Annotated in this window: 17 protein-coding genes; 12 read left to right on the top strand and 5 right to left on the bottom strand. The window is 47.9% G+C overall.

What is annotated here, in order from left to right; all coding sequences use genetic code 11:
* Positions 1-31 precede the first annotated feature (31 nt).
* A complete protein-coding gene (locus tag DS731_RS13355; protein ID WP_119501797.1) occupies positions 32-1711 on the top strand; it encodes a lytic transglycosylase in 1680 nt (559 codons plus the stop codon).
* Between the two features lie 6 nt (positions 1712-1717).
* Positions 1718-2770, top strand: coding sequence for an ion transporter (locus tag DS731_RS13360; RefSeq protein ID WP_119501798.1), 1053 nt, complete (start codon positions 1718-1720; stop codon positions 2768-2770).
* 47 nt (positions 2771-2817) lie between these two features.
* Here the strand turns inward: DS731_RS13360 and cysS are convergent, their stop codons facing one another.
* The gene (cysS, locus tag DS731_RS13365) at positions 2818-4197 is read right to left on the bottom strand and encodes a cysteine--tRNA ligase (RefSeq protein ID WP_119501799.1); all 1380 of its coding nucleotides are present in this window, start codon (positions 4195-4197) and stop codon (positions 2818-2820) included.
* A gap of 172 nt (positions 4198-4369) precedes the next feature.
* Here cysS and DS731_RS13370 point away from each other — a divergent pair, with 172 nt between their 5' ends.
* On the top strand, positions 4370-4864 hold the full coding sequence (locus DS731_RS13370; protein WP_119501800.1) for a peptidylprolyl isomerase: 495 nt from the start codon (positions 4370-4372) through the stop codon (positions 4862-4864).
* Positions 4865-4940: 76 nt separating this feature from the next.
* Positions 4941-5681: a UDP-2,3-diacylglucosamine diphosphatase gene (lpxH, locus tag DS731_RS13375; protein ID WP_119501801.1), complete on the top strand. Its 741-nt coding sequence runs from the start codon at positions 4941-4943 to the stop codon at positions 5679-5681.
* A 483-nt stretch (positions 5682-6164) separates the two neighbouring features.
* Here lpxH and DS731_RS13380 read toward each other — a convergent pair whose 3' ends face one another.
* The 4 genes from DS731_RS13380 to DS731_RS13395 all read right to left on the bottom strand — a co-directional run bounded on the left by DS731_RS13380 (position 6165) and on the right by DS731_RS13395 (position 11026).
* Positions 6165-6386, bottom strand: coding sequence for a hypothetical protein (locus DS731_RS13380; RefSeq protein ID WP_119501802.1), 222 nt, complete (start codon positions 6384-6386; stop codon positions 6165-6167).
* Positions 6387-6515: 129 nt separating this feature from the next.
* Positions 6516-7913, bottom strand: a complete 1398-nt coding sequence (locus DS731_RS13385; RefSeq protein ID WP_119501803.1) for a S8 family peptidase — start codon at positions 7911-7913, stop codon at positions 6516-6518.
* A gap of 813 nt (positions 7914-8726) precedes the next feature.
* Positions 8727-9677, bottom strand: a complete 951-nt coding sequence (locus DS731_RS13390; protein WP_119501804.1) for an IS30 family transposase — start codon at positions 9675-9677, stop codon at positions 8727-8729.
* Between the two features lie 59 nt (positions 9678-9736).
* Positions 9737-11026 carry a hypothetical protein gene (locus DS731_RS13395; RefSeq protein WP_119501805.1) on the bottom strand — a complete coding sequence of 430 codons (1290 nt, stop codon included), beginning with the start codon at positions 11024-11026 and terminating at the stop codon, positions 9737-9739.
* 412 nt (positions 11027-11438) lie between these two features.
* On the opposite strand from DS731_RS13395, the gene DS731_RS13400 reads away from it, so the two are divergent.
* The 8 genes from DS731_RS13400 to DS731_RS13435 all read left to right on the top strand — a co-directional run bounded on the left by DS731_RS13400 (position 11439) and on the right by DS731_RS13435 (position 21108).
* Positions 11439-11915 (top strand): hypothetical protein, encoded by a 477-nt coding sequence (locus DS731_RS13400; protein WP_119501806.1) that lies wholly within the window; start codon positions 11439-11441, stop codon positions 11913-11915.
* A gap of 310 nt (positions 11916-12225) precedes the next feature.
* Positions 12226-13809, top strand: a complete 1584-nt coding sequence (locus DS731_RS13405) for an alkaline phosphatase (protein ID WP_119501807.1) — start codon at positions 12226-12228, stop codon at positions 13807-13809.
* A 12-nt stretch (positions 13810-13821) separates the two neighbouring features.
* Entirely contained in the window at positions 13822-15726 is a 1905-nt protein-coding gene (locus DS731_RS13410; protein WP_119501808.1) for an alkaline phosphatase, read from the top strand.
* A gap of 60 nt (positions 15727-15786) precedes the next feature.
* Entirely contained in the window at positions 15787-16545 is a 759-nt protein-coding gene (locus tag DS731_RS13415) for a hypothetical protein (protein ID WP_119501809.1), read from the top strand.
* 80 nt (positions 16546-16625) lie between these two features.
* The gene (locus tag DS731_RS13420) at positions 16626-17255 is read left to right on the top strand and encodes an OB-fold-containig protein (protein WP_119501810.1); all 630 of its coding nucleotides are present in this window, start codon (positions 16626-16628) and stop codon (positions 17253-17255) included.
* Positions 17256-17282: 27 nt separating this feature from the next.
* The gene (locus DS731_RS13425) at positions 17283-19034 is read left to right on the top strand and encodes a flotillin family protein (RefSeq protein ID WP_119501811.1); all 1752 of its coding nucleotides are present in this window, start codon (positions 17283-17285) and stop codon (positions 19032-19034) included.
* 186 nt (positions 19035-19220) lie between these two features.
* Positions 19221-20492 carry a sensor histidine kinase gene (locus DS731_RS13430; protein ID WP_161599155.1) on the top strand — a complete coding sequence of 424 codons (1272 nt, stop codon included), beginning with the start codon at positions 19221-19223 and terminating at the stop codon, positions 20490-20492.
* Positions 20473-21108: a response regulator transcription factor gene (locus DS731_RS13435; RefSeq protein WP_119501813.1), complete on the top strand. Its 636-nt coding sequence runs from the start codon at positions 20473-20475 to the stop codon at positions 21106-21108. The genes DS731_RS13430 and DS731_RS13435 overlap by 20 nt, the downstream gene beginning before the upstream one ends.
* The last annotated feature ends 342 nt before the right edge of the window (positions 21109-21450 follow it).

Raw genomic sequence — 21450 nt, forward strand, 5'->3', positions numbered from 1 at the left:
GTTCGAAGTTTATTTGCGGGGCACTTAATTAATGAAATCAGCACTGGGCCTGATTGCCAGTATCGCGCTTGCTGGCATGCTGAGTGGTTGTGAAACCACCGGTGAGAATGACATTGCCAGTGAGCAACCGCCTGAGTATACCGAGCCTCAGGACTCAGACACCTGTGAAGTAGGCCAGACGACCATTGACGACGAGCAGGACTGTCAAATCGCCAAAGAAGGTGTCATTGAAGTTGTGCATCCTGTTGAAGATGTGGACGAGGCGCTGGATGAAGCGGTTGAACCGGAAGAACCTGAAGACGTTGTCATTGATGATGTGTGGACCCGCGCGGCTGCACAAATGGCCTTTGAGATCCCCGACGACAAGCGGGTAACCAGCCAGCGTAACTGGTATCTGAAACATCCTGAGTACATGGCCCGTGTGGTTAACCGTGCACGTCCTTTCCTGTACTACATCACTGAAGAAATTGAAAAGCGGGATATGCCGCTGGAAATTGCACTGCTTCCTGTCGTGGAAAGTGCTTTTGACCCCTTCGCATACAGCCATGGCCGTGCTGCCGGTATGTGGCAGTTTATTCCGGGCACAGCGAAACGATTCGGGATCCGCCAGACATGGTGGTACGACGGCCGCCGGGATGTTGTGGCATCCACTCAAGGCGCGCTGGATTACCTTACCTACCTGAATAACATGTTCGATGGCAACTGGTTACATGCCCTTGCGGCGTATAACAGCGGTGAAGGCCGCGTACTCAGAGCCATCAAACAAAACCGTAAAGCCGGTAAACCTACAGATTTCTGGTCGCTGGATTTACCCCGCGAGACCCGCGCTTACGTACCGAAACTTCTTGCCCTTGCTGACATTCTTAAAAACAAAGACCAGTACGGCTTTGCCTGGCCTGCTGTTGATAATGTCGAAGTGGTAAAACTGGTAGACATCGGCTCACAGGTAGATTTGGCGTTTGCTGCCGATCTTGCAGACATGGAACTGGAAGACTTGCATGCCCTGAATCCCGGCTTTAACCGCTGGGCAACCGATCCTGACGGCCCGCATCAGTTGTTGCTTCCGGTTGAGAAAGCAGAACAATTTACTACAGAACTGGCGTCCGTTGACCGTCATGACCGCCTGAACTGGGTACGTCATAAAGTGAAAAGCGGAGACAGCCTGCTGCGCCTGGCAAAGAAGTATCATACGACAGCTGACATTATCAGAAGGGTCAACAGTCTGTCGGGTAACATGATCCGCACCGGTGACTATGTCATGGTGCCGGTTGCTTTAAAAGAACTGGATTCTTATTCTTTGTCACAGGATCAGCGTCTGGCTTCGTTGCAGAACAAGCCCCGCTCATCGGTGAAAGTGACACATAAAGTCACCTCCGGCGATACCCTGTGGGATTTAGCCGTTAAATATAAAGTCAGCACCCGTGACCTGGCGAAGTGGAATGGTATGGCGCCGGCAGATCCGCTGATGCCCGGTAAAACACTGGTGATCTGGCAAGGTGGCGATGCGCCGGAGAAGTCCTCCGCTTCCATCATCCGCTCTCTGACTTACACAGTTAAACCGGGAGACAGTCTTTCCCGTATAGCCAGTAAGTTCAATGTTAAAATCTCAGACATCACCAACTGGAATAATTTGAGCAAAAACCGCTATTTGCAGCCTGGTCAGAAACTCAAATTACACGTGGATGTAACGAGACTAAAAAATGTAGGATAAGCCACCATGTTGAGAATTAACTGGGACAACTTACGGAAAAGTCACGAAACGCCCTGGTTAATTCTTGATTTGGTTATGCTGGGTTTATTGCTGGTAAACCTGGCCTGGCTGCTCTTCGATGCCCTCTACGGCACTGCCGTCATCCACCAGCAACTGGAAAATCTGCTGCCTGGATTTACCGGCACCTACGACCCCATCCATAAAAATTTCATTCTTGTCGACCTGGTATTCATTGCCATTTTCTTTGTTGAATTTTGCTTTCGCTGGGTTGTGTCAGTGGTGCGGAAAGAGCATTTGCGCTGGTACTTTTTCCCCTTCCTGCACTGGTACGATATTGTCGGCCTCATTCCTCTCGGGGCAACCCGCATTTTCCGTTTTCTGCGTATTTTTTCGATTTTGCACCGGCTGCATAAATTCGACATCATCGACTTAAACCGTACTGCTATTTTTCGTTTCTTCCGCTTTTATTACGATGTTTTTGTGGAAGAGCTGTCTGACCGCATTGTCGTTAAAGTACTCAGCGATGCACAAAAAGACATTTCTGCAGGGTCACCACTGGTTGACGATATTACCCGTCAGGTGCTCGCCCCCCGCCGCCCTGTTCTGACTGAATGGGTTGCCGGTGTGCTGAATCATTTCGGTCAGTCCATCAGCGACGGACATTATGGTGAAGCGATCCGCGAACACGTCAGACGCTCGGTTGGCAAAGCGGTGAAAAGTAACGAGCAGGTATCGACTCTGCACTATATTCCGGTGGTGGGAAAAACCATTGAAAGCACGCTGGAGTCGGCTGTAACCGACATCGTGACCGCATCCATTATTAACTTACTTTCGGACATCGACGCCCGCAAGATTGATCATTTTGTAGAAGCCGGTTTACACGATTACACGCCGGTCACGGATGATTTGGATAAAGAGGTGCTGGGAGTGATTAACGAGTGTCTGGAGTTGGTGAAAGCCCATGTGGCACAACAGCGCTGGAAAACCGAACTGGCTGAAAAGAACCGGCCGGTGCCTGATGCCGGTATTGAGAACCAAACAAAAGGCCCGTTGGAATAATCCGCAGGGCCCTTTCATTCAGTATCTTTTGAAAATACTGTCGCTTGTCAGCCTTTACGCCAGGTCGTTCCGGACGGTCCGTCTTCAAGAACAACATTCATTGCCGCCAATGCATCACGGGCAGCGTCCGCAGCCGGCCAGTCTTTCGCAGCACGGGCATCGTTACGTTGTTTGATAAGTGCTTCAATTTCGGCGCTCTCATCATCATTGCTGCCGCCCTGCAACCAGGTTTCCGGCGCGGTTTGCAAAATACCTAAAATCGCTCCCAGACCTTTCAGTACCGCAGCCAGTTTACCGGCTTCTTCCGCCCCGGCTTTTTGCTTATTGAGCTCGCGGGCCAGGTCAAACAGGACAGACATCGCTTCAGGCACATTCAAATCGTCGTTCATTGCCGTTTCAAAGCGCTCAAGGTAACCGCCGTAAGACAAATCAGTGGCAGAGTTTATATCCACACCGCGAAGGGCTGTGTACAAACGTTCAAGTGCTGATTTTGCCTGACTGATGTTATCCTGCGAGTAGCTCAGCTGACTGCGGTAATGAGCCGACATCAGGAAGAAACGCAGGGATTCTGCATCGTGTTCCTGCAATACATCACGCAGGGTAAAAAAGTTGCCCAGCGACTTGGACATCTTCTCGTTATCTACCTGCACCATACCGGTATGCATCCATGTGTTTACATACGGCGTATCAAAGGCACAGCAGGATTGAGCCACTTCATTTTCATGGTGAGGGAAGGTTAAGTCAGAGCCGCCGCCGTGAATATCAAAGTGTGCACCCAGGTGCTTGTGATTCATGGCAGAACATTCAATGTGCCAGCCGGGACGGCCGTCGCCCCAGGGCGAAGTCCAGAAAGGCTCTCCGGCTTTGGCTTTTTTCCACAGCACAAAATCCAGCGGATCATCTTTACCCGCCGCCACTTCAACGCGGGCACCGGCCTGTAACTGTTCCAGGTTTTGCTTGCTCAGTTTGCCGTAGTCACCAAACTTACTGACATCAAACAGCACATCACCGCTTTCTGCTACATAAGCAAAGCCTTTATCCAGCAGTTTTTCAATGATATCCACAATTTCAGCCATGTGCGTGGTTACACGGGGCTCGATATCCGGCTCAAGTAAATTAATGGCAGCGAAATCTTCGTGCATCATGGCGATGGTACGGGCAGTCAGTTCACCGGTGGTTTCGCCATTTTCATTCGCTCTGGCAATAATCTTGTCATCTACGTCAGTAATGTTACGCACGTAGTTCACATCAAATCCAAGATGGCGCAGATAACGTACCAGCACATCAAAGCTTAAATAGGTACGGGCATGCCCCATGTGGCTGAGATCGTACACCGTGATACCACACACATATAAACCCACGCATCCTTCTTTCAGCGGTACAAAAGGGGCTTTTTCCCGGGTCAGTGTGTTGTAAAGGTGTAGCATGGTTGTCCTCGTTTTTTAGCTCAGGATTCAAATTCGGGGCGAAAGTGTAGCACTACCCGTTGCGGTCGCACAGGTTTTGCCGCCTTTTAACAGTGATTAATTTAACTCACGGAGGAAATCAGCTACCATTACCCCACTTTAACCGCCGGGACACAAGATAAGGGGCGAATTCATGGTTACGTTAAAAACAAATTACGGTGACATCACACTGGAGCTTTTTGCAGATAAGGCACCGGCAACCGTTGAAAACTTCTTAAACTACGTAAAAGAAGGCTTTTACGACAACACGATTTTCCACCGTGTTATCGACGGTTTCATGATTCAGGGCGGTGGTTTCACACCGGATATGGATCAGAAATCGACCAACGCACCTATTGCCAATGAAGCGAACAATGGCGTTGCCAATGAAAAAGGCACAATCGCCATGGCACGTACAAATGATCCGCACTCAGCAACAGCGCAGTTCTTCATTAACGTGAACAACAACGACTTCCTGAACTTCTCCAGCGAATCAGTAAACGGCTGGGGCTACTGTGCATTCGGTAAAGTGTCTGAAGGCATGGACGTGGTTGAGAAAATCAAAGCTGTGAAAACCGGCACCAGCGGCTTCCACCAGGACGTACCTGCAGAGCCTGTTGTTATCGAAAAAGCGGTTATTGCTGAGTAATCCGGCGATAACTTTGTTCAGAGACAGTTCCTGCTGTCTCTGATCCCTCTTCCCCCATATTGTCACACTTAGCTGCATGCCATTTACTTACTTCATTGCCGATATTCACCTGAGCGAAGACCGTCCTGACATTACTCAGTGTCTGATGACTTTTTTAGAAAACGAAGCGCCACAGGCGGATGCACTCTACGTGCTGGGTGATTTGTTTGAAGTGTGGATAGGTGATGACAACAAAACGCCTTTCAATGACGCGATTGCAGCCGCATTTAAACAGGTCAGTAAAACCACACCGGTATTTTTCATTCACGGCAACCGTGACTTTGCAATCCGTCAGGAATGGGCAACCCAAGCCGGTATGACATTACTGCCCGAACAGGCTGTCATTGATTTATACGGCACCCCTACCCTCATCAGCCACGGTGATGAGTTATGTACAAAAGACATTGCCTACCAGAAATTCCGTAAGAAAAGCCGCAGCTGGTGGTGGCCACGGCTTATGCTGGCATTGCCACTTTCATACCGCCGTAAGGTCGCCGAGAACGGACGTAAGCAAAGCAAGTTAAACCAGCAGGGCCTGAAACCTGAAATCATGGATGTAACGCCGGAAGAGGTGGTGAAAGCCATGGAACACTTCAACGTACAGCGAATGATCCACGGTCACACCCACCGCCCAGCCATCCACGCCCTGAAAGCCAACGGTAAACCCGCTACCCGTATAGTGCTGGGCGACTGGTACGATCAAGGCTCGGTTTTAAAAGTCAGTGGAACGGAAGTTACGTTGCAGCAGCGGGATTTTCTTGTTTCTGGACAGTGGTAGAACCCCAGCAATCTAAACAATATTCAGTTATTAAAACAAATACTGTTTATGAAAGTTATAGGCCGGAATACGAACAAAATGATCGTTTAGCCGAATGTCAACTTATTTGTTGTTATGATCAGCAATTCGTTCGTAATAGATATTTAGTTATCGCTACGGCAGCGACCGCACACGTAAAAAACTGTTGTACTTTTAAAGAACCTAAATCAATAGCTTTTATCACTTAACAGCCAGATAGCCTGTTGAAAAGTCGCAGTGTTGAGAAGCACAAAAAGCAGCTCTTCAGTGCTTTTTCCGCCGAGCTTCCGAGAGACATGAGTGGCAAGATAACTTATACCGTCTCCTGCTTAGAGCCCCCCACAGAACTCGTGAGCTTTGAACAGTCAACATTAGGCTCCGTTTCAAAATGGATTCTACCCAAGTTGTATGGAACTATTAATAAACGTATTGGATGAATTCAGTCAGCTCATGCGAGGATAGTCACTAATCGCCGGTGAGATCAGAGTCGGGGTAAATATCAATAACATTGGGTAGATTTCTGATTTCGCTTTCAGCGTCACTGGGTGCCTCGATATTGACCACAACTTCATTGTCTCCTAGGGGGATGGTGATAGCGCTGGCTATCTGACCTAAGTTTGCGTCTCTCAACTGCGAAGCTAACTGGTCGATATTGCAATTAGTGTTAACGGTTAACAGCCATTTCATACGATCTGCGTCCAAAGGTATTCAGTAGTAGTATAGCCGAATATCACTGACGTAGCTTAACTGCGGATGTAAACCCGTCAGCGAGTGTTTGTTTCCAGAGCTACAGATTATAACAACTCGCAACACTTATTATAGTGCGCCACGTTGTAGTAAAAAATAACTCGCTGCTGCGTTAATTACGCCATACCCGGTATCGGCGTCCCAACCCGGTGTGCCAAGGTTGTATGCCCCCATAATCAAAACGCTTTTAAGTTCTTCCGGGGTCAAATGGGGAAAAGCGCTCATAAGCAAAGCAGCTACACCGGCCACCACCGGAGTAGCCGCTGAAGTACCGCTGTCAAATCCTGGGCGCGTGCCGCCTGGCCGCCCCGGCCCAAAATTAGCAAATAAATGCGTATATCCAGCAACATCAGGTTTGTAATGTTCAAATATGCCTGGTCCCTGCGACGAGTAGCCCACCCGCTCATGGCGACTGTTTACGGCTGCCACGGTAATTACCTCCTTGAGGCTATTCGCGGCGTGGATTGAATCGCCCCGCCCTATTCCGGAAGGATGGCAATTACCACTTGGGCACTGTTCACCACAGTTCCCAGCGGCATAAAGCGCAGGACAACCAGAGGCCACCACCTCACGAACTTTGCGATTGACCGGGTGATTAATATCCCAGATTTCGTGGCGAGGGTAACGCGTAGAACTGGGAATTCCGGTATAGCCATAACTGTTGTTGGAAAGATGCGGAGTGCCATCAATACGGCGCTGGTTAAGGATAGCCTGCAGCATACTCATTACCCCACCGGAATTAGCTATCCCCAAAAACGGATAGTCGTATAGTTTGGCTGCTGGGGCGGCAACTAAAACATCTGCTGCACACATAGAACCATGACTGGTTATTGAAGCCTCTCCAGGCTTTAACTTGGCATTTTCTGCGCTAAAGCCACCCACAACCGGGTAAACCTCACCGTTAACGCCTTCATCAATGATTCCTACTACCATGTTCTGGCCTCGAAAACCACGTTGCCAAATAGCGTCAGTTCCCAATAGTTGCCTAATGTCTGCAATGGTAGCCCCTGGCCTGAACGGTCTGCAATCTACACCATTAGCCGAATTAGCCTGATCAAACAGATGAGCGGGTTTTAAGGTTTGTTCATCCGGCGCACCGCACTGGCAAGACTGTAATGGTGATACGGGTGAGTTGGGCCATACTATAACGTCATCACGACCATCCAAGTTTGCTAATTGTTTCCGGTTTACCTCGCAAGACACCACCATCGACTTCGCCCGCATATCATCGTTGGTTTCTGACACACCAAATGCAGCAAGCAAACCAACATTGCCCTCGTCGGTATCATCAAACATTGGTATAGGCGCAATATCGTCTACAACATCAAGTCCTTGGGCAGGTAAATTGGCAATTAACGATTCGGCCTTCTCAAATGCATCAAGCGCTGAACTAGCTTGAGCTGCATGTAACGAAAATGCGTTTTGAACGGGGGTGTTTACTTCTAATAACACACTAACTTTACTCATTATAAACTCCCTTCTTATTAATAGATTTAATGATAGCAGCAGCAAAATGATGCCTTCTTCACTACATCTAAACGAGAGAAGTCATTTGTTGCCAGCAGCGTTAAACCAGAAAACACGGCTATTGGCTCGTATACAGCGTAAGGACTTCAAAATATGTCGAGCGAATTTAACTGACTGGTTTGATAAAAATAAGTGCAGTTAAGCAGGTCAAACTCTCACAATTTTTCATAAAACCAATATCGATCCGATATAAACCATTCATCTCATAATGACTTGTCTGTCATACAGACCACCTAATCTGTTTCGCAGTCTGGGTGGGAACCGATACTTTCAGGGAAGAGAAGATACACCCACCGCCCTGTCATCTACGCGCCTAAAGCACGCTACTCGTATCGTTCTGGGCCACTGGTACGATCGAGCATCGGTTTTAAAAATCAGTGAAACGGACGTTACGTTTCAACAACAGGGTTTTATGATGCCCGAACGGGAATAAGCCTGAAACGGAATTCAGTTCGCCGGAAATAGATGGACAATCAAAAAACTAACTAATTTTTAATGTTAAAAGCAGCCGCCCCTAAATCGTAGGATGTCTCGGAATTTTATTAAAAAACCAAATATTTTCACAGCATTCTGAAGCCTGAGACATTTAGTTATTCAAAAGTAAATCCAACTGCAAAAAACCAACTTGGTTTGTAGGTAGATTCAACAAGTTGTTCGTGAGTAAGTTCCGCGTTAGTTAATACTGGGGTTTCGTCATTAAAATCGTGAGAAACTTCATCGCGAATTCAACTCCGAAGTGCACCACTCGCTAAATTAGGCAGCCTTGCGTAATTCATTGAATACCGCAACAGGTTGCCTGAAGCCGAGGCTCTTTCTCGGTCTGGCATTTAATGCCCGCTCTATTTCACTAATTTGCCTATCCGATACCGTCCGTAAATCGGTGCCTTTCCTGATGTACTGGCGCAGTAAACCGTTGAAGTTCTCATTCAGTCCGCGTTCCCAGGATGAGTACGGATTCGCGAAGTAGATATTGGTTTTGAGCTTCTCAGCGACCAGCTCGTGGTCACAGAATTCGCTGCCGTTGTCCGCTGTGATTGTTCGGACATGACCTCGATATTTCCACAGCATGCCAACTATGGCTCGGGCCACGTCTGCTGCGCTTTTCGCTGGCACTTTGCGTATCAGGTATAGCTTACTTTTGCGCTCGACTAGACTAACAATCGCGCCCGTTCCTTGCTTGCCCAGAACCGTGTCAGCTTCCCAGTCACCGAACCGTTTTTTCTTGTTCACAATAGCGGGACGATGCTCAATGCCAACGCGATTCGGAATAATTATCCGCTTCGCACGGTCACCTTTACGATACCTTCTGTGACTCTGGCGCAGCTGTTTGTACAACCTACCGCCACTCAATTTATCACGCTGGACGTAGCGATAAATCCATTCGTGACTGACATGATGACCGATGATTTTACCTACACCAGCAATTTGCTCAGGGCTCCATTTTTCGTTCAGCCCGAACTCAACAAAGGTAATCGTCAGTTCAGACATCCTGAACTTTGCGGCTTGGCTACGTCGCTTCAATGCCTTCGCCTGAGCCACTTCCGGCAAATAGTGGTTATCCCGAATTCTATTGCGATTTACTTCCCGACTGATTGTGCTGTGACTCACGCTCAGACGTTTTCCGATCTCCCTGTAACTGAAACCCTCGCGTAAGTAGGCCTCAATCTGGTATCGTTGTCCCTCGATCAACTGCTTGTAACTCATGGTAATACTCTAATTGTTTGGCGACTTTAGAATACCACCAACAGGCAGTTGATCATCTATCACCCGTTAACCATGAGTGGTGCACTTATTATCTGAATTCGGGCATACGCGCTGTATTTTCCGTTCAACTGTTGCTCTTTTGTCATTGCCAAACCCAATGTAAAAGTAATATTTTGACCCAAGGTATAACTACCACCGCCCAAAATTCCTGGACGCTCTGGATCTAGGCTTAAGCCAGCTGACACTCCCCATGAATTGCCGGTTGCTCGGTAGGTTTCTGGCTGCAAAATATATGTAAATAATCCTGCAGGTAAATAATCTGCGCCACTATTATCATACTGGCGCACAATATAACTCCCATCCTCATCACCATATGATTCAGTGTAATACTTCTTCGATGATTCGGGTGATATATACACATAACTAATATTGTACAACCAGACAACAGGCGATTCCTGCTCCCATATGTATGTCCACGTTTTGATGTCTCCAAGATAATTTCGGGTCAAGGTATACTCAAGGGTCTTACCTGCTTCAAATATTAGATTTTTTTGTGATGTGGTTTTTGCAAGTTCATTATCAACCATAGTGGCAGCTTGCACGCAGTCTTCAGATACTTCTAGCCAATTGTAATTTTCCACTTGTTGTTGAGCTAATTGTTGAGTAACATTTTGCCAATCTGGCTCTGACATATTCGGATTTTTCAAAAAGTTGTATTTAATGAACTCCACGATATCAGAATAAGTACCTTTTTTTGCAGACAGATACCGGTGTTGAGAAACTTTCACAGACTGGATAGCTGATGCAAGATTTTTTTCATCTTTTATTTCAGTAGCATAAAGTGAATCGAGCGGAGTTAACATCTTTAAGTGACATTGCTTATAAATTTCTCTAAAGTATAACGTATAAAGAGCTTTTAGGATTTCATCGCTGTTATTCACAGAATCTTTTTGTGATTTAACCTCCTCTGAAAATTGGTTTAAATCATTGGAAATTCTCATACTATTTTGACTGGCAGTGGCCATCGCCCCTTCAATTGTCTGAGCGCTGTCACTCTTAGATTGTGCAGAGGTCAGCCCTTCAGGTTTGGTAAGCTTTTCTATTGAAGGATAATAACTTTTAACAGTTGAAGAATAATCAGCTGCCGGTAACATGTTTTTCATTTCTAACACAATTTCAGTAACACCACTTTTACGCTTTATAGTACTTTTCTCCGGCGCAACAGCCAAATCAATGGGAATATTTTCAGTACTTGCGTTTACTTTTCCATTAGGCAGAAAAATCGTTATCCCAACCAGAATTGGCAGAATGGATGAAATTATGTGAGACTTTGAAATTAAATGATTCATAGGTATTCCTAATTCTTTCCTTGAAAATTGAATGAATCGGAAAATACTGCTCAGCTCTCTCCTTAATGAGTTATTAGAAATTAATCCAACACTCTTGTAAATCAGTATACGACGAATTAAAACCTATGAATACAACCCATACAAGGTAATTTCGCGGATTAATTTCGAAAAAACTAATACTTTTAAACTAAAATTTATTCATATTTTTAATAAATCCAATATCTCAGACTACACTTAATCGAAAGTAAAGTGGATAATCGATTAGTACCTGATTATTCACATACTATCCGCCGTGCGAACGTCAATATAATATTTCCGCAAACGAATATCTCTCGTCGCCGCTTTTCCCTGCTTGACCTGTCTGCGGATATATACAAAGCTAACAATATGGAGAATCAAAAGGATTTTGATTGTGGGGAAGCGCGCTGGTTTCATTGAGTTTGTGAAAAATCACTGGGAGTTTCTGGCGGTGGGCAGTCTGATTGCCATTTACCTTTTACACGGTCAGTACCTGCAGGCTGTCGCCTCTACGATTATCTCCCAGCCGAGGAAAAGCGACTTTTTGTTTGTTGATTATTATGAACTGGATAGATCCAGTAACATTAAATATCGTTTTGTGCCCTTAAAAGTCATTGCAACAGATGAGCAAAATATTACGGTAGCGGTAGGAAATATTGGTTTCAGTGAACCCGTATCGCCTGAAACTCACATCAAATTTGATAAACCACTCCTGCTTAGAAACTACTACCGGAAAAATCATCTTCGGTTCAGTCGCAAAGAACTGAGTTCCATGTACGAGAACGGGATTATTTACGACGCCCGCCGCCCTCAAAACATCTACATCAGCGGCTGGATCGTGATTAAATTAAGCGAAGTGTACACAGACTAAATAAAGCAGAGTTGACTGCCTGAGACCAGTCATTTCTTTACTGCGCCCCTCAAATAATCAATTAAAACAACATGTTATGTTATAACATTTTTCATAAAACCGACATCAATCCGACATAAATCATTCATCTCAGATTAACCTGTTCGTCATACAGGCCGCCTACTCTGTTTCACCGTCCGGTCGGGGAACCGATACTTTCAGGGAAGAGAGGTTACACACATCACCTGCCTGCTTCCCGCACCCTGCCGCAGACACACGGCTGCTTCTGTCTACAGCGCCGGTAATCAAAAACATAATTAGGAATGTCATAATGAAATTTAACTGGAAAGCTTCTGTCAGCGCTCTGGCTCTGGCGGTTTCAACTGGTTTGCAGGCGGATGTGCTCCCTGCTTATCAGTCTGAAAGTGCCTGGTTCACCGACGCACAAACCAAACTCACTGAGAAACTGGAAACCACCAATAATTTTAAAGCCAAAAACGTGATCCTGTTTGTGGGTGACGGTATGGGTATTTCAACGCTGACGGCGTCACGAATCCGTAAAGGCCAGCTGGCGGGCAACCCCGGTGAAGAAGGTTACTTAGCGTGGGAAAGCTTTCCCGGTACTGCACTGGTAAAAACCTATAACGTAGATGCCCAGACTCCGGATTCAGCGGGTACGATGACAGCCATGATGTCAGGACTGAAAACTGACGTGGGTGTAATCGGTGTAGATGAAGACATCGAACGTGGCGAATGTTCAACAGTTGCCGGTAATGAAGTGATTACCGCACTGGAACTGGCTGAAATTAAAGGACTGTCTACCGGTGTGGTATCAACGGCCCGTCTGACTCACGCCACGCCGGCAGCCACTTATGCCAAATCAGCAGACCGCAACTGGGAAGACGTATCTGATATGCCGGAAGCGGCCGTCACAGCCGGTTGTGCTGACATTGCCGACCAGCTGGTACATTTTGAAGATTATCTGGAAAGCCGTTACACCGGTATAGACGTTGACGGTATTGATGTTGCCATGGGCGGCGGCCGCCGTCACTTCCTGCCGAATGATGCTGCATTTAACAGTAATGACGCGGTAAGTGAAACAGAAGGCGACCGTACTGACAGCCGTGATTTGACTGCTGAGTGGCAGGAAATGTACAGCGACGGTGTCTACGTAACCGATCAGGCCGGATTCGATGCGGTGGATGCCGCTTCCACGACCCGTCTGTTTGGTCTGTTCAACGAATCTCACATGCAGTACGAGGCAGACCGCGCCAACGATGTTGCCGGTGAGCCTTCCATTGCAGAGATGACTTCTAAAGCAATCGACATTCTCGATAACAACGACAAAGGCTTCTTCCTGATGGTGGAATCAGGTCGTATCGACCACGCTCACCATGCAGGTAATGCCTCCGGTGCACTGTCTGAAACACTGGCGTTTGAGCAGGCTATCGAAGCTGCGGTAGCGAAAACCGATCCTTCAGAAACACTGATTCTGGTCACGGCTGACCACGGCCACGTGTTTACTATTGCCGGCTATCCTAAGCGCGGTAACCCGATCCTGGGCAAAGTAGTTAACGTGGGTGCTGATGAAGCGGCTACTGCTGCTGACGGCATGCCATATACCACTGTGGGCTACATGAATGGTTTCGGCTTTAACGATTTAGGTACAGAAACCGATTCTGACGCTATCTACAGCGAAGAAATTAATGCTGGCCGTATGGACATTACCAGCGTGGACACCACTGCTGCAGGCTACCACCAGGAAGCGCTTATCCCGCTGTCTTCAGAAACTCACTCCGGTGAAGACATTGCCCTGCACGGCACAGGCCCCGGCAGCCAGTTAATTCAGGGTGTCATTGAGCAAAGCGTTGTATTCCACCTGATTAACCAGTCTCTCGGACTGATTGAAGAATAAGAAGAGGATATCATGAAAGTATTTAAATATAGCCTTTTAGCCATGGCCATGGCCGGCCTGACCGCTTGTTCTCTTGACGGTGACGATGGCGCTGACGGTACTGACGGCAGCAACGGATTAAACAGCCTGACAGTACAATCTGAACTGGCCACCGGCGATGCAAACTGCCCGAACAGCGGCGTACGTTTTGATTCAGGCCTTGATGCCGACGGTGACGGCGCGTTAAGCGACAGCGAAATTTCTGAAACCAGTTATGTGTGTGTACCAGCTAATGCAGAAGTGGCGACCAGTGAATTACTGACCAGCCTGAACAACGAATATTTCGTAGCCGGTCAGGCGGAAGTTGAAGCGGCCAAAACCACCTGGCTGAATGCCACCGGCACAACCTCTGTGGACGGCGTTCAGACTATTACCAGCAATACCACAGTGATCAAACACGCTTCTGTGGAAGCGGCTGTTGCATCGCTGAAAGGTAAAGCGAAAAACGTTATCCTGTTCGTCGGTGACGGTATGGGCGTGTCTACTGTGACGGCAGCCCGTATCATGGAAGGCCAGATGAACGGTGACAACGGTGAAGAGAACCAGTTAAGTTTCGACCGCTTCCCTTTCGCCGGTTTATCTAAAACCTATAACGTTGATGCACAAACGCCAGACTCAGCGGGTACCATGACCGCAATGATGAGCGGCGTGAAAACCGATGTTGGCGTAATTGGTGTGAACGAAAATATTGTTCGCGGTGACTGCAGCACCGTTGCCGGTAATGAGCTGGTAACGGCGCTGGAACTGGCGGAACTGGCCGGTAAATCTACCGGTATCGTGTCTACTGCACGTATCACTCACGCTACACCTGCAGCGACTTACGCCAAATCAGCTGACCGTAACTGGGAAGACGATGGCGACATGCCTGCAGAGGCCATTACTGCCGGTTGTTCCGATATTGCTGCGCAACTGGTTGGTTTTGAAGCTGCCACAGAAGCACATTTCGGTGCTGACATTGACGGTATCGAAGTTGTTATGGGGGGCGGCCGCCGTTCATTCCTGCCTAAAGACGCTGCTTTTAACAGCCCTGACGCTGTCAGCGCTGTTGAAGGTGACCGTACAGACGGACGGGATCTGACCGCAGAATGGTCTGCGCAATATCCCAATGGTGTTTACCTGTACGATCAGGCCGGTTTTGACGGCCTCGATACAGAAACCACTGAGCGGGTTTTCGGCCTGTTCAATGAGTCTCACATGCAATACGACGCAGACCGCGCTAACGATGTAGCCGGTGAGCCGTCAATCAGTGAAATGACAGAAGCAGCTATTAAGATTCTGGATAACAACGATGACGGCTTCTTCCTGATGGTGGAATCCGGTCGTATTGACCATGCCCACCACGCCGGTAACGCCTACGGTGCACTGACCGATACGATTGCCCTTGCTGATGCGGTAGCTGTAGCTGATGAGTTAACGGATGATGAAGATACATTAATCATCGTCACAGCCGACCACGGCCACGTATTTACCATTGCCGGTTATCCGAAACGGGGTAATCCGATTTTGGGTAAAGTGGTTAACGTTGGCGCTGATGAAGCTGCAACTGCGGCTGACGGTATGCCATACACCACGGTTGGTTACATGAACGGTAACGGCTTCCGTGACCTCGGCAACGAAACCGATGCTGACGAAATCTACAACTATGATGTCAACGCCGGTCGTCAGGATCTGGCAGATGTTGATACCACTGCTGCCGGTTTCCACCAGGAGTCTTTAATCCCGCTTTCATCTGAAACTCACTCAGGTGAAGACGTTGGCATTTATGCAAAAGGCCCTGGCGCATTCCTCGTCAACAGCACTAACGAGCAAAGCGTTATCTTCCATGTTATGGATTTTGCCGGAAGTCTGATTGATGACGCAGAAGCGGCCATCGAGTAACAATAAGCTCTGAATACAGGGACGTCCGTCTGGTCGTCCCTTTTTTGCTGGTAATAAATAATGAAACAATCTCACACTCTTCTCTGCGGCCTGCTTTTATCCGCATCTACTCTGTTTACTTCGGCGGTAACTGCCGCAACGTCTGAAGAACCGGTTCAGTGTAATGCTGAAAAGAACTGGGTGAAAGCAGACTATACCCTTACTGAGACGACCAACGACAAAGTTCGGAGCCGTTCACTGACCCTATGGCGAAAACCTGATGTGGTTGCGCACCAGTATCCTGCCAGCGACATCACGCAGGTTTGGGAACATGTGCATGAACGGGTAAAACAAACACGCTTTTTTGATGCTCACAAACGGGGCATTGAATATCAGCCGGGCGAAAATATTCATGGCCGCGTTGATAACGACTGGGAATACCGCAATCAGCTGGTCAAGCAAGCATTTATCGACGGGCTGGAGAAACAGGATTCACAGGGGTCAGGCTGCGATATCCGTACCCGTTATACTGCCGGCAGTGAAAACGGGCACATCGAGTTGGTATGGGCAGACAACCTGCAACTGATTGTCTCGTTCACTGTGACTAAAGGCGAACAGAAAATGCACTGGCAACAACAGTCGCTGTCTCATGAACACGCAGGCATCAACGCATTTTTTGCAAGTCGCTACGGATATCAGACAACTGATTATGCCGATATTGGCGATGATCATACCGATCCGTTTCTCACCAACATGGTACACCAGGGCTTTATAGAAGCCGGTGCCAGTGGTTTTTACAATGCCAGTGGTGAAGCCCTTGAGGGATCTCACCTGCACTAAAGATCGTTGTAAACTCCTCGCAATTTGATAAGAATGTGTTATAAAAATAGCAATCAGGATTCATCAAGGATGGTGAAAAAATGTCCACATTCTTCTTTCATGATGCCAACTTTCTGTTCAGTGCAGCAGTTGGCATTGTCATCTTACTGTTCATTATTGAATTACTCGGCATGGCGCTGGGGATCAGTTTATTAGGCATTTTCGACGATATGCCTGAACCCGACCTTGGCGGTGGTGAGTCTGTGTCAGGACTGGCCGCCCTTACGAACTGGCTGTCGCTGGACAAATTACCGGTAATGATCTGGTTCATTCTGCTTCTTACCCTGTTCGGACTCACCGGCTACATACTGAATCTGTCTTACGCCAGCTTTCTGGGCGGACGCTTCTTACCGCCGGCGGCTGGTGTTCCAATCGCTATTTTCGTTTCCCTGCCCCTCACCGGCCGGCTTGGCAGCGCACTGGCAGGTCTGTTACCAAAAAATGAAAGCAGTGCCATCGACAATGATGAATTTGTTGGCGCTGTAGGAGAAATCACCATAGGCGTTGCCCGTAATGGCAGTCCGGCGGAAGCGAAATTTACTGATCGTTACCGCCAGGTTCACTATGTACTGGTTGAGCCTTTTGAAAGTGATGAAACCTTCACCCGCGGAGAAAAAATCATCCTCGTAAAGAAAAGCCTGCATAGTTGGCTTGCTACCCGCTATAAATAACCCTGCAGCAATAAGGAAGTTGTAAATATGGAAACCTACTCTGCTAATAATCTGCCCGCCGTTCTCATTATCGGGCTTGTTGTCGTTATCGCCCTGCTGGCCATTGGTCTTATTTTCGCCAAGCTTTATAAACGGGCCACTAAAGAAACGGCCTTCGTCAGAACCGGTCTGGGCGGTGAAAAAGTCATTAAAGATGGCGGCGCGATTGTGCTGCCGGTGGTGCACGAAATCATTCCCGTGAACATGAACACCCTGCGTATCGAGGTAGAAAAAACCCAGAAAGATGCGCTGATCACCAAAGATCGCATGCGGGTGGATGTAAAAGCCGACTTTTACTTACGTGTAGCGCCCAGTGCCAGCGGCATTTCCATGGCGGCACAAACTTTAGGTACCCGTACAACCCGGGCCGAAGAAGTGAAAAAGCTGATGGAGTCGAAGTTTGTTGACGTACTTCGTGCCGTGGCTGCAGAAATGACAATGACCGAAATGCATGAACAGCGTGCAGATTTCGTCCAGAAAGTGCAGCAGAGTGTTGCAAACGATCTTGAGAAAAATGGTCTGGAACTGGAATCGGTAAGTTTAACCGGCTTCGACCAGACCGACCTCGATTTCTTCAATGAGAACAATGCCTTTGATGCTGAAGGTCGTGCCCGTCTTGCAAAAATCATTGAAGAGAAGCGTAAAGAAACCAACGATATCCAGCAGGAAAACCGCATCAAGATTGAAACCCGTAATCTGGAAGCGGAAAAAGAGTCGCTGAATATTAAACGGGAAGAAGAAGAAGCCCGACTGATGCAGGAGCAGGTTTTGCAGTTTAAGCGTCAGGAGCAAAAAGCTGAAATCGCTAAACAGCGGGAGCAAAAAGAACGGGAAGAACGTGAAGCCGGCATTGCCAAAGAAAAAGCCGTTGAAGCAGCTGAAATTGACAAGTCCCGTGAGCTGGAAACCCGTGAGATTGCCAAGCGCAAAGCACTGGAAGAAGCCCGTATTGCCCAGCAGCAGGACGTTGAAGTGGCCGAACAGGTTAAACAAATTGCGGTTGCTACCAAATCAGAAGAAGAGTCTGCTGCACGTGCTAAAGCCGCAGAAGCTGAAAAGACTAAGGTAGAGAAAGAAGAAGCGGTAACGACAGCCCGTCAGGTTGCAGAAGCTAAGCGTCGCATGGAAATTGAAGTGATTGACGCCCGTAAAGAAGCGGAACGGGAAGCAGTAGGTATTACCGTAGAAGCTCAGGCGAAGAAAGAAGCGGCGGAGAATGCGGCTGAAGCCATTTTAACAGAAGCCAAAGCATCAGCTGATGCAAAAATGCTGCAGGCGCAGGCCGATGAAAAAGTACTGGCCGTAGAAGCGGCGGGTAAACAGGCGCTGTACGATGCTGAAAACACCCTGAAGGACGAGCAGATTGAATTGCAAAAAGCACTGGCAATTCTAAATGTATTGCCAGAAATCATCGCCAGTGCGGTGAAACCGCTGGAAAATATTAAAGGCATTAAAATTCTGCAGGGCTACGGGACCGGCAATGCCGCCGGCGGTGCAGACGGTACAATAAGTACCGGTAATGGCAGTATGGCCGATCAGGTTACGCAGGCAGCGTTGAATTACCGTGCAAACGCACCGGTTGTTGATGCCCTGTTGCGTGAAGTCGGCCTGGTAGATAAAGCCGGTGGTTCACTCACCGATTTATTAAAAGGCGACAATGCTATGGTTGCAGCCCTTACCTCTCAAACCGGCACGGCCACTGAAACGAAATCTAATGGTGCCGGCCCTGCCCCGCAATAAATCCGGTATCCGGCGGGTTCGATTCCACTACATATGAAAGGAGCGCATCGCGCTCCTTTTTTGTTGTCTTTAATCCGGCTCTGAAGCATTTCCTACCAAAGTACTATAAATCTGTAGCTAAAGTGGCAAGGCAATTTTGACCTGATGCTGACTAAAATACATTATGGCTTCAGGTACGAAAGAACGATGAAAGCAACCAGCAGAATTACACTTACAATCACAGGTATCTATCTGATATCAGGAATAGTGCTGGCTTTCATCATGTACACTCAGGCAACAAAAGATGTTGCCACCGAAATTAACGCATCACTGGCACTGGCTGATGCGCTGATTGAACAAAACGTTGACTTTGCAACCATAGAAGCAGCCATGCAGCACAGCCGTCACCTTACAGCCCTCGCAATCGATTCTCCGGCCGGTTCAACACTTAATTCTCCGGATGCTTCATTTTTTCCCGTAGAACCTGTAAGTGTGTTCAGTCATCCGGAAGATCCCCGCCGGCAACTATTTCTGTTTGCTAATCCCGCTGCTGAACGGGAAGAGATCCTGACCACGGTCTATCAGGTTTTCGGTTTACTGGCGATTTCACTTTTATTCACTCTCAGCGTAATGCACATCGTGGTTCAGTCAAGAATGAAGCCTTTACAGGCACTGAGTTCAGCTCTCAGTAAAGTCGCGAAAGGCAATTATCGTGTTGACGTTGAACACAGCGATATTGAAGAAATTGACAGTGTGGTTACCCATACCCAACTGATGGCCTCTGCACTTGAAGAAAGAGAGAACAAAGTACAGCAACTGAGAAATAAACTGGCTTCCCTGCAAGAGCACGAACGCCAGACTCTCGCCCGTGAATTACACGATAATCTGGGCCAGCTGGTAACCGGCATCCGTGTACAAAGCTACATGTTGCGCCAGCAAACACAAAGCCCGAAATTCATAGAACGCACAGCCACTTTACTTGGCGAGCAATGTGCAGAAATACAGTCCGGCATACGGCAACTGGTTAATAAACTCTACCCCGTCACACTGAATAAAATGGGCCTGGTTTCCGCCCTGCGGGAAATGCTGGAACGCTGGTCAGAAATTCACAACATTGCTGTTACCTGCTCCCTTCCCGACCTCAGCCCGGAAAAAAATATTGAGAGGGACATGCATCTGTACCGCATCACCCAGGAAGCGCTGAGCAACGTTGCACGACATGCACATGCTTCAAAAGTGCACGTTTCGCTCACCCTGACGCAAAACGCCATGACATTGAATATCACCGACAACGGTACCGGATTTGCGGAACAATCAGAATGTTCCGACGGACTGGGACTGGCATCCATGCGTGACAGAGCCCGTCTTACCGGTGGGCATTTTGCAAAAGACAATTTCGAAGAAGGAGCACGTATTCAGGTTGTTGTTCCTTTGACGGCCGGAACGGAGAAGAGCAGTCATGCACATATTACTTGTTGATGATCACGCCGTTGTACGCCAGGGATACGGTGCCCTGCTGTCAATGATGCTGCCGGAAGCCACGATTCACGAGGCGGAAAACGCCCGCCAGGCGATGACATGTATGACGCAGAATGATGTGGACGTAATGATTCTGGACATTAACCTGGAGCAGGCCAGTGGTCTGAACCTGGCTCCCCGCTTCCTCAGCCGGTGGCCGGGACTGAAAATCATATTTTTCAGTATGTTTGACGAGGCCTCTATTGTTAACCGGGCAATGCATACCGGTGCCAGCGGTTATATCAGTAAACGTTGCAGACCGGAAATAATGCTTGATGCGGTAAAAACTGTAATGGCCGGACGCACTTATATTGAACACGAACTGGCCATTAATCTTGCGTCATATGCTTACAGTGAGAAGAAAGATATTTTCGACCAGCTCACCCGTCGCGAATTCGATGTGTTTATGGGTGTAGCCAAGGGTCAGAAGCGGACACGGATTGCAGAGGATTTGAATATTTCTGACAAAACGGTTTCCAATGCCATCACCCAGCTTAAAAGTAAACTTCAGGTAAAAACCAGTACTGAACTGGTTCATCTCGCCATCGACAACGGTTTTGTCAAAGTGGCGTCATGATCCTGTGAATTTCGGGAATTGCTCCTGCCAAAACCGGGAAAAGTTCCGTGGTTACCAGTCGCCATTTACGTCACACTTACTTTAAATCGAAGGCTGCATTGTTCGACCAACCTTTCGGTTTAGTGAGGTTCAACAGCTCACACCCTATTCCGGCTAACCCTTTATGGTTAGCCTTTTTTTTACTTATTTCGTGGCAGATATCAGCTTCTGTAACCTTGTTTCTCTGACGGGATAAATCCCGCTTCAAATCGGGAATTATTCCCGCCTTACTTCGGGCAAAAGTCTATTCTCCCTGCCCCCCTGCTGCTCGCATACTGTTAACACTTCATAAACAAATAGCAA

This window comes from Alteromonas sp. RKMC-009 (assembly GCF_003584565.2).
GTDB lineage: Bacteria > Pseudomonadota > Gammaproteobacteria > Enterobacterales > Alteromonadaceae > Alteromonas.

Excerpts from the sequence above, each read along its gene's own strand:
- DS731_RS13355 (WP_119501797.1), top strand. The coding sequence starts at position 32 with ATGAAATCAGCACTGGGCCTGATTGCCAGTATCGCGCTTGCTGGCATG.
- DS731_RS13360 (WP_119501798.1), top strand. The coding sequence starts at position 1,718 with ATGTTGAGAATTAACTGGGACAACTTACGGAAAAGTCACGAAACGCCC.
- cysS (WP_119501799.1), bottom strand. The coding sequence starts at position 4,197 with ATGCTACACCTTTACAACACACTGACCCGGGAAAAAGCCCCTTTTGTA.
- DS731_RS13370 (WP_119501800.1), top strand. The coding sequence starts at position 4,370 with ATGGTTACGTTAAAAACAAATTACGGTGACATCACACTGGAGCTTTTT.
- lpxH (WP_119501801.1), top strand. The coding sequence starts at position 4,941 with ATGCCATTTACTTACTTCATTGCCGATATTCACCTGAGCGAAGACCGT.
- DS731_RS13380 (WP_119501802.1), bottom strand. The coding sequence starts at position 6,386 with ATGAAATGGCTGTTAACCGTTAACACTAATTGCAATATCGACCAGTTA.
- DS731_RS13385 (WP_119501803.1), bottom strand. The coding sequence starts at position 7,913 with ATGAGTAAAGTTAGTGTGTTATTAGAAGTAAACACCCCCGTTCAAAAC.
- DS731_RS13390 (WP_119501804.1), bottom strand. The coding sequence starts at position 9,677 with ATGAGTTACAAGCAGTTGATCGAGGGACAACGATACCAGATTGAGGCC.
- DS731_RS13395 (WP_119501805.1), bottom strand. The coding sequence starts at position 11,026 with ATGAATCATTTAATTTCAAAGTCTCACATAATTTCATCCATTCTGCCA.
- DS731_RS13405 (WP_119501807.1), top strand. The coding sequence starts at position 12,226 with ATGAAATTTAACTGGAAAGCTTCTGTCAGCGCTCTGGCTCTGGCGGTT.
- DS731_RS13410 (WP_119501808.1), top strand. The coding sequence starts at position 13,822 with ATGAAAGTATTTAAATATAGCCTTTTAGCCATGGCCATGGCCGGCCTG.
- DS731_RS13415 (WP_119501809.1), top strand. The coding sequence starts at position 15,787 with ATGAAACAATCTCACACTCTTCTCTGCGGCCTGCTTTTATCCGCATCT.
- DS731_RS13420 (WP_119501810.1), top strand. The coding sequence starts at position 16,626 with ATGTCCACATTCTTCTTTCATGATGCCAACTTTCTGTTCAGTGCAGCA.
- DS731_RS13425 (WP_119501811.1), top strand. The coding sequence starts at position 17,283 with ATGGAAACCTACTCTGCTAATAATCTGCCCGCCGTTCTCATTATCGGG.
- DS731_RS13430 (WP_161599155.1), top strand. The coding sequence starts at position 19,221 with ATGAAAGCAACCAGCAGAATTACACTTACAATCACAGGTATCTATCTG.
- DS731_RS13435 (WP_119501813.1), top strand. The coding sequence starts at position 20,473 with ATGCACATATTACTTGTTGATGATCACGCCGTTGTACGCCAGGGATAC.